General features: G+C 65.1%; 11 protein-coding genes. 4 read left to right on the top strand and 7 right to left on the bottom strand.

What is annotated here, in order from left to right:
• Positions 1–28: 28 nt before the first annotated feature.
• Positions 29–2,938, bottom strand: a complete 2,910-nt coding sequence (locus EA187_RS01935) for an AAA family ATPase (RefSeq protein ID WP_115603181.1) — start codon at positions 2,936–2,938, stop codon at positions 29–31.
• Between the two features lie 237 nt (positions 2,939–3,175).
• Here EA187_RS01935 and EA187_RS01930 point away from each other — a divergent pair, with 237 nt between their 5' ends.
• From EA187_RS01930 to EA187_RS01915, 4 genes are all read left to right on the top strand, one after another.
• Positions 3,176–3,568, top strand: coding sequence for a RidA family protein (locus EA187_RS01930; protein ID WP_115603182.1), 393 nt, complete (start codon positions 3,176–3,178; stop codon positions 3,566–3,568).
• A 226-nt stretch (positions 3,569–3,794) separates the two neighbouring features.
• On the top strand, positions 3,795–5,450 hold the full coding sequence (locus EA187_RS01925; RefSeq protein WP_164855901.1) for a penicillin-insensitive murein endopeptidase: 1,656 nt from the start codon (positions 3,795–3,797) through the stop codon (positions 5,448–5,450).
• Positions 5,451–5,617: 167 nt separating this feature from the next.
• Positions 5,618–6,265, top strand: coding sequence for a hypothetical protein (locus tag EA187_RS01920; protein WP_115603184.1), 648 nt, complete (start codon positions 5,618–5,620; stop codon positions 6,263–6,265).
• Positions 6,266–6,321: 56 nt separating this feature from the next.
• Positions 6,322–10,362 carry a serine/threonine-protein kinase gene (locus tag EA187_RS01915; protein WP_127778995.1) on the top strand — a complete coding sequence of 1,347 codons (4,041 nt, stop codon included), beginning with the start codon at positions 6,322–6,324 and terminating at the stop codon, positions 10,360–10,362.
• Positions 10,363–10,462: 100 nt separating this feature from the next.
• Here the strand turns inward: EA187_RS01915 and gmk are convergent, their stop codons facing one another.
• The 6 genes from gmk to EA187_RS01885 form a co-directional block, all read right to left on the bottom strand.
• A complete protein-coding gene (gene gmk, locus EA187_RS01910; protein WP_127778994.1) occupies positions 10,463–11,125 on the bottom strand; it encodes a guanylate kinase in 663 nt (220 codons plus the stop codon).
• 4 nt (positions 11,126–11,129) lie between these two features.
• Entirely contained in the window at positions 11,130–12,020 is an 891-nt protein-coding gene (locus tag EA187_RS01905) for a YicC/YloC family endoribonuclease (protein ID WP_164855900.1), read from the bottom strand.
• Positions 12,021–12,044: 24 nt separating this feature from the next.
• On the bottom strand, positions 12,045–12,278 hold the full coding sequence (locus tag EA187_RS01900; protein WP_115603188.1) for a Sec-independent protein translocase subunit TatA/TatB: 234 nt from the start codon (positions 12,276–12,278) through the stop codon (positions 12,045–12,047).
• Positions 12,279–12,386: 108 nt separating this feature from the next.
• Complete coding sequence (gene rnc / locus EA187_RS01895) at positions 12,387–13,214, bottom strand: ribonuclease III (RefSeq protein ID WP_115603189.1); 828 nt, start codon at positions 13,212–13,214, stop codon at positions 12,387–12,389.
• A gap of 2 nt (positions 13,215–13,216) precedes the next feature.
• Positions 13,217–14,308: a tRNA 2-thiouridine(34) synthase MnmA gene (gene mnmA / locus EA187_RS01890; protein WP_347343330.1), complete on the bottom strand. Its 1,092-nt coding sequence runs from the start codon at positions 14,306–14,308 to the stop codon at positions 13,217–13,219.
• A 170-nt stretch (positions 14,309–14,478) separates the two neighbouring features.
• The gene (locus tag EA187_RS01885) at positions 14,479–15,636 is read right to left on the bottom strand and encodes a cysteine desulfurase family protein (RefSeq protein WP_164855899.1); all 1,158 of its coding nucleotides are present in this window, start codon (positions 15,634–15,636) and stop codon (positions 14,479–14,481) included.
• Positions 15,637–15,799 lie beyond the last annotated feature (163 nt).

The following is a 15,799-nucleotide window of genomic DNA, read 5'->3' as shown; positions in this document are numbered from 1 at the left end:
CTCGTTCAGCCCGAACGATGGCCCCTTCTCAGCCTTGCGTCTCACAGCGCAGCCGATCGCCATCGACCACCACCCGAACCGTGCCCCCGCGCACCACACGCCCTGAGAGTATCTCCTGGGCGACGGCACCTTCGACCAGACGCTGAATCGTCTGACGCATCGGGCGTGCGCCCATGCGCGCATCGTAGCCGCCGTTTGCAATGAGGTGATCGACGACCGCCTCATCAAACGCCAGGCGAATCGCGCTCTCTTCCCACAGCCGCCGCTGACTGTCTCCCAACTGCAGGGTGGCGATGCGCGCGACCTCATCGCGACTCAGCGGCATAAAGACCAGCCGCTCGTCGATGCGGTTCCATAACTCCGGGGTGAAATGGCCCTTCGCCGCGGTGAGTACCTCATCGCGAAGCGCATCGCGCCGGCGAGTGTCCTCGCGCGGGCTCATCGCCCGCGCCCCAAATCCGATGCGCGCCCCACGGCTCTCCTGCGGTGCGGCATCAAAAGCCTCCGCACCCAGGTTGCTCGTCATGATCACAAGCGTGTTGGAGAAGTCCACCTGTCGGCCACGACCGTCGGTCAGCCGCCCCTCATCAAAGAGCTGAAGAAGCAGGTTGAGCACATCCGGGTGGGCCTTCTCAATCTCGTCGAGCAAGACCACCTGGTAGGGGCGCTGACGCACCGCCTCGGTGAGCTGGCCGCCCTGCTCGTAGCCCACGTACCCGGGAGGCGCCCCGATAAAGCGACTCACCGAGTGAGACTCCATAAACTCCGACATATCCAGCCGCACGATCGCGTCGCGTTCATGGAAGAGGAAGTCGGCCAGCACTTTGACCATCTCGGTCTTACCGACACCGGTCGGCCCAAGGAAGAGCAGACTGCCGATGGGGCGTTTGCTGCGGAAGCCGGCGTAGTTGCGTCGAATCAGCTCCGAGATGGTGCGTACGCTCTCCAGGTGGCCAACCACGCCTTCGGAGAGGAAGCTCTCCATGTGCAAGAATCGCTCGCGATCGCTTCCGGTGAGCCGGTCGGCGGGGATGCCCGCCACATCGGCGACGACCCGTGCAATCGCCTCGCGATCCACCTCCTGAATGCCCTGGCGCGCCGCCCGGCTTCCGGCCAGGTCCAGCACCCCGATGGCTTTGTCGGGCAATTGTCGGTCATGCACATAGCGCACCGACAGGCCTACCGCCGCGGCCAGCGCACCTGGCGAGTAACGCACGCTGTGGTGGCGCTCATAATGGGTACGCACACCTTCGATGATGCGCAGCGCCGTGGCTTCATCGGGCTCCTCAACCGTTACCGTCTGAAAGCGACGTTCAAAGGCCGGGTCGCTCTCAATGAACTTTCGGTACTCATCGTGGGTCGTCGCCCCGATGCAGGGGAACTTCCCGCGCGCAAGCGCCGTCTTCAGCTCCCCGGCTGCATCGGTGCCATCGCCGCTGGCCCCGGCCGAGATCCAGGTGTGCACCTCATCGAGGAACACGATGATCTGACCGCCGGCGCGAGCGACCTCATCTTTGATGCCCAGGAGCCGCTCGGAGAAGCTGCCGCGAAGATGGGTGCCGCTCAAGAGGCGGCCCATCTCCAACTCCACGATCACCCGCTCGCCGAAAGCGATGCCACCACGAGCCATCTCGGCCAGTCGGCAGGCCAGGCCCTCGACCACCGCCGTCTTCCCCACACCCGGCTCGCCAACGAGCAGCGGATTGTTAGAGCGGCGTTTGCCCAGAATATCGATAAGCTGCGCGATCTCGGTATCGCGTCCGACCACGGGGTCGATGTTGGCCAGCGCCGCCTCCTCGGTGAGGTTACGGCCGTAGCGCACCAGATTGGGGAAGTCCTCTTCGCTGAGCGCATAGCGCGCCGCCAGATCTTCGTCGGGACGCGCGAGCTGCGTGTGAGGCCGGGTGTGACTGACCTCAATCACCTCGCGCGCCGGCTCCGCCGGCTCGCTCGGCGCGTCCTCAACGGGCTCAAGCCCCCCGCGGGCCAGAAGCCTCTCGGCCAGGCTGCGCGCAGTCTTTCGCGCGTCGTCGGTCGCATCCGCTACCGGAGTGGCCGCCCCGCCATCCTGCACCTCCGGCGAGGGCGCGTCATGCTCAAGCTCCGGCCGCTCGTCTTGCACCGCCGGGTTGGGACGCGTCGGCTGACGCGGTCGCCCCCCGCGATTGATACCCGGGTGGTTATCCAACGAGAGCCCCCCTCCGCTCTCGCGAAGCGCATCGATCGCGCCGCGGCCCGAGCGTGGCCCGCGCAGCGGGGCGCGCTCCCCGGGATGTGTGCGTGCCCGCGGCGGCGAGGGTGGTGGCGGTGGCAGGTCCGGCTCGGTGAGCGCCGCCTCGGCCTCTTCGATCTGCATCTTCGCTGACAACGCTGCGTTTGAGGGCGCATCACTCAAACCGGTGCGCCCACCCGAGCTGAAGAAAGGATGGAGCCCGATGGGGGTCAACGTCTGCTCCACCGGTTTGGCCGCGGCCTCACGGCCCCCGCGCCGGGAGGCCGGCAGCACATCATTGCGCTGGAAACGCTGCGGCACCGGCTGCGAGGAGGTCGCATAACTCATCACCGCCGCGCGAATCGCCCCCACATTCGCGCCGGAAGCGGAGAGCAGCCCGTAGGCCTGCCCACGCGTCTCGCGGATCAACGCCGCCAGAAGATGCAGACTGGTCACAGCCTCGGCCCCGCCACTGGACGCAAGTCGCTGGCTGCGATCGCCCACGCGCGACATCACTTCAGCCGGCTCCGCACGCTCATGCTCCAGCGCGAGACGCATCTGCGAGACCGAGATCGCACGATCCGTCAGAAAGGTCGCCGCCTGGTTGGGCACCTCAAAGAGGGCCAGCAGCACATGCCCGCTGCTGACCGGCTCCCCACGATGTTCCGCTAATTTCTGGGCCTGCTGATAGACAGATCCCACTTCGCGACTCAGAGGTAGACTCATCCTTGCTCGTGCCTCCGGGCGGTACAGATTTCAACAACTTCTTCATGGTGAATCACGTCAGTTAGGAGCGAAGCTAACACCGCCGCCGTCGCCAGGTAAAGCGCCTTTGCGGCGCACTCGCCACAGCCGGCCTTGCTAGCCGCTCGACCTTGCTCAATACTTCTGCCAGCTTGCGCCGCGCGGAGCACCGCCGAAGCGCCCTTCCTTTTTTTCGCCCCCTACCATGATGGAGTCACCGTGAGTGAGAAGATCATCGTCCGCACCGAGAACGCCCCCCAGGCCATCGGCCCCTACTCCCAGGCCGTGGGCTACAACGGCCTCTATTTTGTAAGCGGCCAGATCGCCCTGGACCCGGCCACCGGCGAGCTCGTGGAGGGAGGCGTCGAGATCCAGACCCGCCAGGTGATGGCCAACCTGGAGGCCGTTCTGGCCGCCGCCGGCCTCAACTTCACCCACGTGCTCCGCGCGACAATCTTTTTAAAGAACATGCAGGACTTCCAGAAGGTCAACGCCATCTACGGTGCCTTCTTCGACGAGAACCCACCGGCTCGCGCCTGCGTCGAGGTTTCGCGTCTTCCCAAAGATGTGCTCGTCGAGATCGACGTCATCGCCGCCTCTCCCACCGCCTGAGCCCATGACCCGCGCCCCTTTCCCATCGTCACGCAACGCTTTGCTCCCTGGCCGAGGCCTGCGCGCGGCCGGGGCGCTGGTCTGTCTCACGTGGATCCTCTCAGCGTGTCAGAGCACCCCGGCACCGCTGCCGCCTGCGAAACCAGCGCCGGTCGTTGAAAGGGCTCCAAAACCTCCCGAGCCGCCGCCTTATATCCCTCCTCCCGCGCTCTCCGAGGGGCAATGGGTGCTCCCCGAACTCGGCGCTTCCGATCCTTACTTCCCCTATGTACCCGGGGAAGACTCCACCCCCACACGCTCGATCGGCGACGTGGTGACCGGACATCTGATCAACGCCCGACCTCTGCCCCTGCCCCACCCGCACCTGGCCGTGCTCCCGGTGCAGCGCACCCGCGGGCTGATGTACACCACCGACGCCATGATCGCCCTCGTCGAGGATGCCGCCGCGCACGTCGCCGAGCACCATCCCGGGAGTGTGGTCTTTCTCGGCAACTTCGGGCGCAAAGGCGGCGGCGATATCCCCTACTCGGTGAGCCATAATAACGGCCGCGACGCCGATCTGGCCTTCTTCTTGGTCGACGTCGAGGGCACACCGGCGCTCCTCGACGATCTTCTTTCCCTCGACGATCAGGGCCAGATCCTGCTCGAAGATGACGAAACGCAAGCGCCCCGCCTGCTGCGCTTTGATCCCACCCGCAATTGGACCCTGGTCGAGGGACTGTTGCGCTCGAACGCCGCAGACCTTCAATACATCTTCATCTCCAATCCGCTGCGCACATTGCTTCTTGCCGAAGGGCGCCGCCGCGGCGCGCCGCGTGAACTTCTGGAACGTGCAGCAACGCTTCTTGTGCAACCGGGCGGCGCGCTGCCTCATGACGACCACTTTCATCTGCGCATCCACTGCACCCCGCTCGACCTGGCCTCGGGTTGCGTGGAGCGGGGCCGACGCGGACCGGGCTTTCGCCCCGACCTCTCGCTCCGCCGTGATGTGCAAGAGCGCGCCACCGACCTCCTCGCCAGCTCCACCCCCGAGCTCCGAGCAGCCGCCGTCGAACGCCTCGCGCTGCTCGGCTCCCGGTCCGCCTCTCGCCAGGTGCTGGCGCTGATCGACGATCCCTCCCCCCGGGTCCGCGCAGCCGTCGCCCGCGCGCTCCCCGAACTCGGCAGCCACCTGCCAGCGCTCAGCGCTCGCCAGAGCGTCGAAACCCACCCCCGGGTCCTCGCCGAGCTCATTCACGCCCTCTCTCGCACCGCTGACCCCGACGCCACCCGCGCGCTGGCCCGCTTGCTCCAGCGCCCCGAGGTCGTCGATCTCGGCTCTGCAGGCCAACTTCCCCTGGCCTCCCTTGCCGCCGAAGCACTGGCCCGACGCGACGATCCGACGCCGGTCCCCGACCTCATCGAAGCCCTCGACACGGCCGACCCGATCACCCGACGCCAGATCGAACACGCGCTGCGCATCCTCACCAACCACGATCTCAACGCCGTCGCGCACGCTCTCGACCCCCGCCCCGAAGACAACTCCCCGGCCGCACTCTGGCGCGCCTGGTACCAGGAGCATCGTCGCCTCAGCCGCGACCAGTGGTTAACCCGCGGCTTTCAGATCGCCGGTTTTCAGATCGACGAGATCAGCCTGCGCTACGTCTGGGAGCTCTGCCAGGCCGTCGCCGAAGATCCCCACCTGAGCTACAACGCGCAGCGCACCCTGATGCGCCTCTCCGGCAACGAACCCCAAAGTCTGGGCTGGCCTCGTCATGACGCCAACTTCTACTGGCGACGCTGGTTCGAACGCCGCTGGCAGCGTATGGGGCTCCCGCCGATGCCTCCCCATCTGACCACCCTGGGCCCGAACAACCCTTACGCCTCCGACGATGACTCCTGAGCGCTCCCTCACTTCACCCCATTGAGTGAGCCCGCAAACCCTGCGCCCACCTTTACATTGCGCTCCCCCGGGGGCTACACTCTCCCCAACTTACAGCCCTACAGCGCACCCCCGGATGAGCCCCGCGCCCACCGGCCTTCATCCCCTCTCGCACTCGGTGTCTGCTCTTGAATCGCCTCGCGTCTAAACTGCTTGTCACCCTGCTGGCGCTCACCCTCTCGCTCGGTGCGATGGCCTGCTCCTCGGAGCTTGATCCCACCGATCCGGGCGACGCCTACACCATCTTCCGCGACGCCCTCTTCGCCGGCACACCCGACGTGGTCTGGGAGCGCCTCGACCCGCAGACCCGCGCCTATTTTCAGGAACGCCATGAGCGTCTGGTGCAGATGAACCAGCTCATCGAGAGCTACCTGCCCCAGACCGACCACCGTCTGGCCCGAAGCCAGTCCGGCGCCGAGCTGCTGGAGTCGGTCAACGACGGGCGCGAGCTCTTCGAGCATGTCTTCAAAAAAGCCGAGATGCCCGACGATGACGCCATCGTCTTCGGCTCCGGAATCAGCGAGATTCGCGTCTCCGAGGAAGGCACCGCCGCCCTGGTGGTCACCCGCGGAGAGCAGGAGTTTGTGATGGTCCAGGCCGAGGACGAAACCTGGCACGTGGATCTTGTCGGCTCCGGCGACTTTTTGGACACATCTTTCGGATGGCTGACCCGCAATGAAGAGGCGCTCGCCAGGACCGTCGAGGACCTCATCGCCGAAGAACGCCATAAACGCGAGGCGATCATCGCCGACCTGATGAACCTCAAGCTCGACTGAGCACCGGAGAGTCTGCAACGGCCTCCGAGACACCTCCGCGAAGATGGCACCATCCTATGAGCGACGACAAAAACATCCCCGAGCTGCTCGACGTCGAGGTCGAACCGCTCGCCCCTGATGACCCGGCCTCGATCTCCCAGTCGCACCGCCCGGGAACCTCCCCCAGCGGCTTCTCCGCCCCCTCTCGCCCCGCGCGCAAGAGCGCGGCCGATCCGCTCATCGGCACGCGCCTCAAAGACACCTACGAACTCGTCTCCAAGATCGGCGAAGGGGGCATGGGCAACGTCTACTCCGCCATCCAGTACCCGCTGGAGCGGAAGGTCGCCGTCAAAGTCCTCAAACCCACCGAAAACAACCCCGACGGCGAATTCTACTTTATGCGGGAGGTGCGTGCGATCAACATGCTGCGCCACCCCAACATCATTACCATCGTCGACTACGGTAAAGAAGATGACGGCACGCTCTACCTGGTCATGGAGCACCTGCCCGGGCTGACGCTGAAAGACGTCATCAAAAAAGAGTTTCCCCTCGACCCCAAGCGCGTCTGCGGCATCCTCATTCAACTCTTGAGCGCGCTGGAGCAGGCTCACAACGCCGAGATCGTGCACTGCGACCTCAAGCCGGCCAACATCATGGTCGAGAAGGTCGCCGGCCAGCCCGACTTCGTCAAAGTGCTCGACTTCGGCATCGCCAAGGTCAAAGGCCCCGCGATGGAGGCTGGCCCCTACACCCAGGCCGGCAACATCGTAGGCACCTTCGACTACATGAGCCCCGAACAGATCATGCGCAAAGACGACCTCGACGGTCGCGCTGACGTCTGGTCGGTCGGTGTCATTCTCTACGAGATGCTCACCCGCAAGCGCATCTTCCACGCCAAAGATGCCGTCACGATCATCGGTCGGGTGATGCAGTCGCCGATTCGCCCGCCCTCCGAGCTTGCCCCCGATGTGCCCATCCCGCCTGTGCTGGAGCACATCACGATGCGGGCGATGGAGCGCAACGTCCGCAAGCGTTACCAGACCGCAAAAGAGATGCGCGACGCCCTGCAGCGCGCACTCAACGAGCTGGAGAGCGGCCACACCGGCAACGTCGGCCCGTACAGCGGCGACAGCGGTAACTACAGCGGCAACTACAGCGGCTCGCTCGCTGCAAGCGGTCTCGTGCGTGGCGGCACCGGCAACATGCGCGGGGGCACGGGCAACATGCGCCCGGCCACCGGCCCCGGCCCCGACAGCGGCTCGACCAGCCGCACCGGTTTGAGCAGCCTCTACACCCGCTCCGGCGGGTTCGGCGCGATGGGCCTTGAGCAATCCCAACGCCTGGCCACCGGCATCGCCGCGGGCACCTCGGTGCTCGACCAGACCTTTAGCGCCGACGCTCTGGAGGGAAGCCTTGCTGGCGAACGCCGCAAGGTCGCCGTACTGGCCATTCAGCAGCGCTCTCGCCGCAAGTCCGGCATCGACCCCGAAGAGCTCGCCCGGCGTAGCCGTCAGGAGAAAAAGCTCATCGAAGAGATCGTGCGCCACTTCGATGGCGAGATCGACTCCAACCTGGGCGGCACCTACACCGTGCTCTTCGGCGCGCGCAAAGCCCGGGTCGGCGACAACGTGCGGGCCGTGGAGTGCGCCGTCGCTCTCCAGCAGAAGTTCCGCTCGCTGGAGCAGGGGGCTGATCATATCGGCATCGGTCTGGTCTATGGCGAGGTCTTTGTCAGCGACCGCAAGGGCGGCAACGCCTATGGCGAAGCCATCGATCGCGCCATCGAGATCGCCCGGGGCGTGCGCGAGGCCTCGATCTTCGCCGACGAAGATCTCATCGACGCCACCCGCGAAAACGTTCGCTTCTCCAACCTGCGCGCGATCGCCGGCGAAGAGGCCGCCGAAGTACTGGGCATGGAGGCGCCCGCAACCCGGGCCCCCCGCGATCTGGCCGAAATCGATGTCTACGTACCGCGCCCGGTCTACTTCGAAGAGCTGATGCGCCGCGCCACCACTGCGCGCGGCACTGAAGTCGGTAAAGGTGTCGGCGGCGGCGTTGCCATCCTCGGCGATCTGGGCACCGGCAAGAGCCTGCTCCTCGATCGCTACGCCAGCGCTCTGAGCGAGGCAGGCTGGCAGACCTTCGTCGTCAGAGACGCCGAGCTGGGCGCAGCCCAGGTCGCGCTGCAGCCGGTGCGCTCCTGGATTCGCCAGATCGCACAGACCTACAAAGATCCGGCCGTCCTCATCACCAAGGCCTGCGAGGCCATCGGTCTGAACAAGAAACACATCGGCCCGGTGCTGCAGGTCTTTCTCGGCCAGCAAAAAGACGCCCTCAACACCCCGGATGTGCCATGGAGCGACGCGCAGGGCTTTTCGAACTTCGCCGCCGCCCTGCTCTACCGCCTGCTGCGCTTTGCGATGAAGAAGGGCCCGGTGCTGCTCGCCATCGACGATGTGATGGTGGAAGACCGCTTCACCATCGACTTCATCGACAACCTGCTGGCCGGTATCCAGAAGCAGCCCATCCTCCTGGCCGTCACACGTCGCATTGAATCGACCGCGCTCGACCACGGCCTGCCGGGGAACTTCGAGATCCTGCAGATCGGCGGATTCTCCGAAGATGAGTCCCGTCAGTTTGTCGCGCAGGTGCTCGGTTATACGCCGCCGCCGGAGATCGTCGCTCAGGTGCATGCTCGCTCCAGCGGCAACCCCATGTTCCTCTACGAGCTGGTGCGCGCCGTCCTTCAGAAGAGCGGTGGCAAGCTCGCCAGCGAAAAGGAGCTCCTCGACGCCGGCGTACCGCTCAACCTCCGGGAGCTGCTTGCGGCCCGGATTGACGCCCTGCCCGATCAACTTCGTGACGTCCTGGCCATCGCCTCGGTGGTCGGCGAGAGCTTCCGCGAAGACTTCTTCATGCAGATCATTCCGGCGCATCTGGACCCACAGGGTGCGCTGCAAGATCTGGTGGCGCTGAACTTCCTGGAGGCCCGCTTCGACGGCTTTGAGCGCATTCACGTCGCCTTCCAACCCCGCGCGCTGCGTCGGGTTGCCTACGAGCGCCTCCCGAAGTCGACGCGCGCTCAGCTGCACTCGCGCATCATCGAGTTTTTGGAGGGCGCACCCGAGTTCGCGGCGGTCGACCCCATTGAGTACCCCCTGATGGTGGCCTTCCACTACCGTGCGGTCGAGGGCTTTGAAGGTGCGGCCTATTACCTGACCCGCGCCGGTGAACTTTTGATGGAGCTCTACGACTACGCCGGAGCGATCGACAACTTCCAGGAAGCCGTCGAGTTACTCAGGGGCAAGGTCGACGCCACACACGAGACGAGACTGACTGCGCTGGCCCGCCAGCTCGTCGCCATGCGCGAGTCCGGCCGCCTGGAAGATGCCCAGCGCGTCATCGACGCCCTGCCCGACCTCAGCACCCTCGACGGGGCGCTTCGACACGATCTTCTCTACGAACGCGGCCTCATCGCCATGGACGCCGGCGGCATCGAAGAGAGCAAGTCCAGCCTGGAGACCCTCCTCAACGAAGCGGTCGAGGGCGGTGATCTCAAGCGCGAGATCAAGGCGCTGCTCGCCATGGCCCAGCTCTTCGAGAAGGAAAACCAGCTCCCTCACGCCGCCAATCTCCTGATGCAGGTATCCCAGAAGGTCGAGCAAGTGGGCGACCTCGACCTGCAAGATCCCGATGACCGCAAGCTCTTCTGGACCGCGTACAATCAACTGGGCACCCTCTTCATCCGCCAGAAGGACTACCAGCGCGCCCAGCAATTTTTACAGACCGCCTACCAGCAGGCACGCGCCATCGAGGACTTCCGCGGGCTTGTGCGGGTGATGTCCAACTTCGGCGCGCTCAGCCTGAGCGTGCGCGACGTCAAACGCGCCCAGCAGTACTTTGAGAACGCCGCCCAGTTCGCCCGCGCCACCGGTGATCTACTTAACCAGAGCCGCATCTTTACCAACCTGGGTATCACGGCCATGGAGGCCGGCGAGCTCGACCAGGCCAAAGAGTACTTCCGAAGCGCCCGCTCACTGGCCGAAGAGATCGGGTGGTACGAGGGGCTTGCCGAGCTCTCGCTGCACATCAAGCGGCTGCGCAAGGCGCTGAGCTAAGCCCGCGCTTCACTGCTCTTCGAGACACGCTCACACCAACGAGGCCGCCGACGCATCATGCGTCGGCGGCCTCGTTGGTGTTCCATCATCGCGCTTGCGTTCAGGGCAGCTTGAGCAACGCGTTGAGCCAGTCGACCTTCATCGCGCGGGCGTGGCGCGCCGAGTCGTAGATGGCGCTGAGCGCCCCGAGCGCCGCATCGAAGTCGCGGTTCTCCAGCAAAAACTCAAAGAGCTCATGCTGATTGAGCTCGTGACGCGCCGCGTTGAGGCGACGCTCGATCACCTCTTCGGCATCGGTGCCACGGCCGCGCAGTCGTTCCTCCAGCGTCGTCATATCCGGCGGCGCCACGAGCACCGTGGTCGCATGCGGGTAGCGTTCCTTAAGCTGACGTGCGCCCTGATAGTCGATGTCAAAGAGCACGTCATGCCCCTCGCCCCAGGCCGCCTCAATGACCTTCGAGGAGGTGCCGTAGTAGTTGCCGTGTACCTTCGCCCACTCGGCAAACTCGTCGCGTTCGATCATCGCCTCAAAGGTGGGCACGTCCACAAAGTGGTAGGCCTTCCCGTCGACTTCATCGCCGCGACGCGCGCGGGTGGTGTAGCTGACGCTGGGCGTAAGCCGCGGACGGGCCTCCAGGAGCGCCCGGCACAGGCTGGTCTTTCCCACGCCGGAAGGTCCACACACGATCAGCAATACGCCCTGCTCGGCCATCTCTACGTCCTTGTACTTCTTGATAAACTCAATCGCTTCGGTGCGCCGCAACCGCTTAAGCCACGTTGGCGCTCTGCTCGCGCATCTTCTCGATGATGCTCTTCATCTCGACCACCAGGTCACTTTGCTCAGCCAGGTGGCTCTTGGAGCCCATGGTGTTGACCTCGCGTATGAGCTCCTGAAGGTAGAAGTCGATCTTCTTACCCACGCCCTCCTCGCCAGCCTCATCGAGCACCAGGCCGAGGCGCTCGACATGCGAGCGGGCACGCTGCAGCTCCTCGGAGATGTCGCCGCGCTCGGCCACGTAGGCCAGCTCCTGGGCCAGGCGCTCCTCGTCGATCTGCCCCACTCCGAAGTCACTCACAGCCTGGCGAAGTCGCGTCTCAATGCGGCTTCGGTAGGCGGGGCGCTCCACCTCGTCGAGGGCCTCGACGGCATCAATGCGGCTGCCAAGGTCGCCAAGGTGTCCGCGAAGGTCATCGTTGATGCCCGCCCCTTCAGCCCGGCGCGCTTCCTGAAGACGGTCCAGCGCCTGCACCACTGCAGGGAGCAGCACCTCAAGCGCACTCTCATCAAAACGCTCGGCGTCATCGCGCTCAAAATAGCTGCGATAGCTCAGCACATCGGAGAGGGTAACCTGAGCTGTCGCCAGACTGGCCTCACTCAGCTCACGAAGTCTGTGCGCGACCTCATCGAAACGCGCGGGGTCGATGGCGTCAAAGCCCCCCTGATGCTCAGCGGGCGCGCCCAGTTCCAGGCGCACATCGACTCGCCCCCGCCCCAGACGCGCGCGCGCCGCCCGCAGCACATGCGGCTCAAGCCAGCGCAGCTCGCGGCTCGCATGCACGCGCACCTCCAGCGTGCGGTGGTTCACGCTCTTGCACTCCACACGCAAACTTCGCCCGTGACATTCAAGCCGCGCCGCCCCAAACCCCGTCATACTCATGACCGGCATCGGTCGCCCTTATGCTTAGGCCTTGGTGTCGACGCGCTCGTCGCTGGTCACCGCGGCGTCGCGGGTGGCGCGATCGGCAGACTTATCTTCAATCGATGCCTGCTCCTCATCTTTGCCGCGCACCGAGTCCTGGAAGTTCTTCACCCCCAGGCCCAGCTGCTTGGCGGCGTGGGGAAGTTTCCCCAGGCCGAAGATCAGCACGAGGATAAAGGCGATGATGAGAAGTTCGGTAGTTCCGAGACCAAACATAGGGTCCTCACTGTGGTGACGTTGACCACCTGCCAGGCGACTCCTGGCGAGTTGTAGACGTTGGAGATGACCGCCGCGCTTCGTGCGGCGCAAGGTCTTCAAGGCGTTTTACCCCGCGCGCCCTTCCGGGGGCAACGGGGCGATTTTGAGCTGCGACAAATCACCGCCGGCGGCTTCCAGCCGCTCGATGGCCTGGCGTGCCGCCTCCTGCTGAGCCTGCTTCTTGGACTGGCCCTGCCCTCGCCCCAGCGCGACCTGATCCACGTGAACCTCGGCCACAAAGGTGCGGGCGTGGTCGGGGCCCTCTTCGGCCACGATGAGGTAGCGCGGGTGCTCCTCGCACTGCCGTTGCACCTCCCGCTGCAGATAACTCTTAAAGTCGGTGGGAGATTTCTGCGCCCCCTCCCCGACCATCGTCGCAAGCGGCTGGGCGAGTACGCCCTCGGAGATCAGGCGGCCATGCTGCCTCTCGATCACCTCGCGCGCCGCGTCAAACCCACCGTCGAGGTAAACCGCCGCCAGGATCGCCTCATAGGCGTCGGCCAGGAGCCCGGGCTTGCTCCGCCCGCCGGTGAGCACCTCGCCGCGCCCCAGTCGAAGATGCTCGCCAAGGCAGAGCTCATCGGCGCGCTGTACCAGCGCGGCCTCACACACCAGATCCGACTGGCGGCTGGAGAGCGCACCCTCGGCCGCCTGGCGATCGTCTTCAAAAAGTAGGTGCGCGACGACAAGTCCCAGCACCGCATCGCCCAGAAACTCCAGGCGCTGATTATCGCCCACAACCCCCGCGGTCTCATTGGCATAGGAGCGATGGGTCAGCGCGCGCTCCAGAAGCTCGCGCGTCGCAAAGGTGTAGCCCAGCGCCTCTTCGAGCGCCCCGAGGTCTTCGCGGTGCTCGTACTGCAACGCGTCGCGTTTATGCTTCGTCGCGCCCATCTTTAGCTCCGGGGCTCTTCGATCCAGCCCCCGCCCAGGACCTCCTCGCCCTGATAGAAGACCGCGGCCTGCCCGGGGGTGACCGCGCGTTGCGACTCTTCAAACTCGACAAATGCCGTCGTCGGGTCCGCGCCCACCGTCAACAGGCAGGGCACCGGCTCGCCGGCATAGCGGATCTTGACCTGACACTCGATCGGTCCATTGGGGCGGTCAAACGAGAGCCAGTTGCAGCGCTCGGCCACAAGCCCGCGCGCTGCCAGCTCATCGCGTCCGCCCACAACCACCGTGCCGTCTTCGGGGCGAATGGCTTTGACGTAGAGCGGCTCATGGTAGCTCAGCCCCAACCCACGGCGCTGTCCCACGGTGAAGTTATGGATACCGTCATGCTCGCCAAGCACCTCACCGGAGGTCGTCACAATGCGCCCCGGGGTGCGTTCCTGCTCCGAGAGCAGTTTGGCGACAAAGGCCTTGTAGTCGCCCCCGCCCACAAAGCAGATCTCCTGACTTTCAGCCTTCTCGGCGGTCTCCAGCCCCATCGTGCGGGCGATGTCGCGGACTTCATCCTTGGTCATGCCGCCCAGCGGGAAGAGGATGCGTCCGAGCGCCTCGCGCGGAAGTCCGAAGAGGAAGTAGGACTGATCTTTGTTGCGGTCGACGCCGCGCAACAACTTCGGAACATCCCCACTGCGGTCGATGCGGGCGAAATGCCCCGTGGCCAGATAGCTCGCGCCCAACGCCAGGGAGCGCTGCAGCAGAATGTCGAACTTCAAGTGATCATTGCACGCCACGCAGGGGTTCGGCGTGCGACCCCGGCGATACTCCGAGACAAAATACTCGATCACCCGCTCGCGAAACGCATCTTCGTAGTTGGCCACGTAGAAGGGAATCGAGAGGGAGTCGGCCACGGTGCGCGCGTCGAACAGATCGTCTGGCGAGCAGCAGCTCTTGGTGTAGGACTCCTGCGGCGTGGAGTAGAGGCGCATCGCGATGCCCACCGCATCATAGCCCTCACCGGCGAGGATGCCGGCGGTCACCGAACTGTCGACCCCACCGCTCATGGCGACCACCACACGGTCCTGCACCGCGCTGGCGATATCGTCGGCATCTTCAAGGCTGGGGGGGCGCTGATCTACCGAGCAGCTCTGCATGTCTGTGATTGTCTGCGACATCGTCTCGTCCTGGGACTTTCCTCACCATGGCAGGCCTTCGAGGCCTGATACGGCGACACAGCTAACCGCTGCGCTCAAAAAGTGCAAAAGCAAAGTTAAACGGGCGAGTTGACACCCATGGCGCGAAGTCGAGTGACGACGGCGGCGATGATGCTGGCGGCCCGCTCCAGATCGTCCATCGGAGTATGAGGTCCAAAGCTCAATCGCACCGAGCGGCGAGCGGAGGGCTCATCAAAGCCCATGGCAAGCACAACGTGGCTGGGCTCAAGCGAGCCTGCCGTGCAGGCGGAACCACTCGACGCGCTGATTCCTTCCAGATCGATCGCCAACAAAAGATCTTCGCCGTCAACGCCCTCAAAGGCCACGTTGAGGGTGTTCAGAAGTTGATGCTCGGTATCGCCGCGTAACTCCATACCCTCAATCTGACTTTGAAGCGCCTCAATGAAGCTGTGGCGGCGCTCGCCAAGGGCCTCACGCCAGGTATCGAGCTGGGTGCCCAGCGCGCGCGCTGCGGCTTCCAGTCCGGCAGCAGCCGGCACGTTCTCGGTGCCCGGTCGACGCCCTCGCTCCTGATGACCGCCGGTAAGCAACGCCTCAACGATAAGCCCCTCGCGCGTCACAATGGCGCCGATGCCCTTGGGCCCGCCCATTTTATGGAACGACAGCGTCATGTAGTCGATATGGCTCGACGCGAAGTCCATAGGGATGCGGCCCAGCGCCTGGGTGCCATCGACGTGAAAGGTAGCGCCGGCGGCCTGCACCTCTGCGCCGATGGCCGCGATATCGTAGATGTTCCCGATCTCGTTGTTGGCCCACATCACGCTGACCAGGGTGGCGCCGGCGTTGAGCTGCTCCTTAAGCCAGCCTTTCTGGAGCCGCCCCTTACTGTCGACCGGCCACAGCGCCACGCGCACGCCCTGCTTCTCAAGCGCGCGCACCGTCTCCAATACCGAGGGATGCTCCACGACGGTGCAGACGATGAAAGGGTCCGTGGTCTGGCGAGCGTGCTGGCGTAAGACCTGGTTGTTGCTCTCGGTAGCTCCGGCGGTCAGCACCACTGCCTGCGCCGGCGCTCCGACCGCGCGCGCGACCGCGCGACGGGCCCGCTCGACGACCGCGCGCGCGGCCTGCCCCTCGCGATGAATGCTCGATGCATTACCATGCACCGCGCCGAGCGCCTCCACCATCGCCTCACGCACCTCGGGCAACACGGGCGCTGTGGCGTTCCAATCGAGGTAGATTCGCTGGCTCATCGAACATCTCCGGGGGCTCAATAGTCGCAAAACGAGGGCGCGCATCAGGGCTCGCCCGACAACGCCTGCTAGTAGTCGGTGACCCGGGCAGGGTCAAGCGCTGGGCGCTGGCGACCCCGGATCCCGGTGCTTAGGCTTTGAGGCAACGCTTGAGGGCTGGCTC

Origin of the sequence: Lujinxingia sediminis, from assembly GCF_004005565.1 — a bacterium.
Taxonomy (GTDB): domain Bacteria; phylum Myxococcota_A; class Bradymonadia; order Bradymonadales; family Bradymonadaceae; genus Lujinxingia; species Lujinxingia sediminis.
This window is presented reverse-complemented; position numbering and strand designations above follow the sequence as displayed.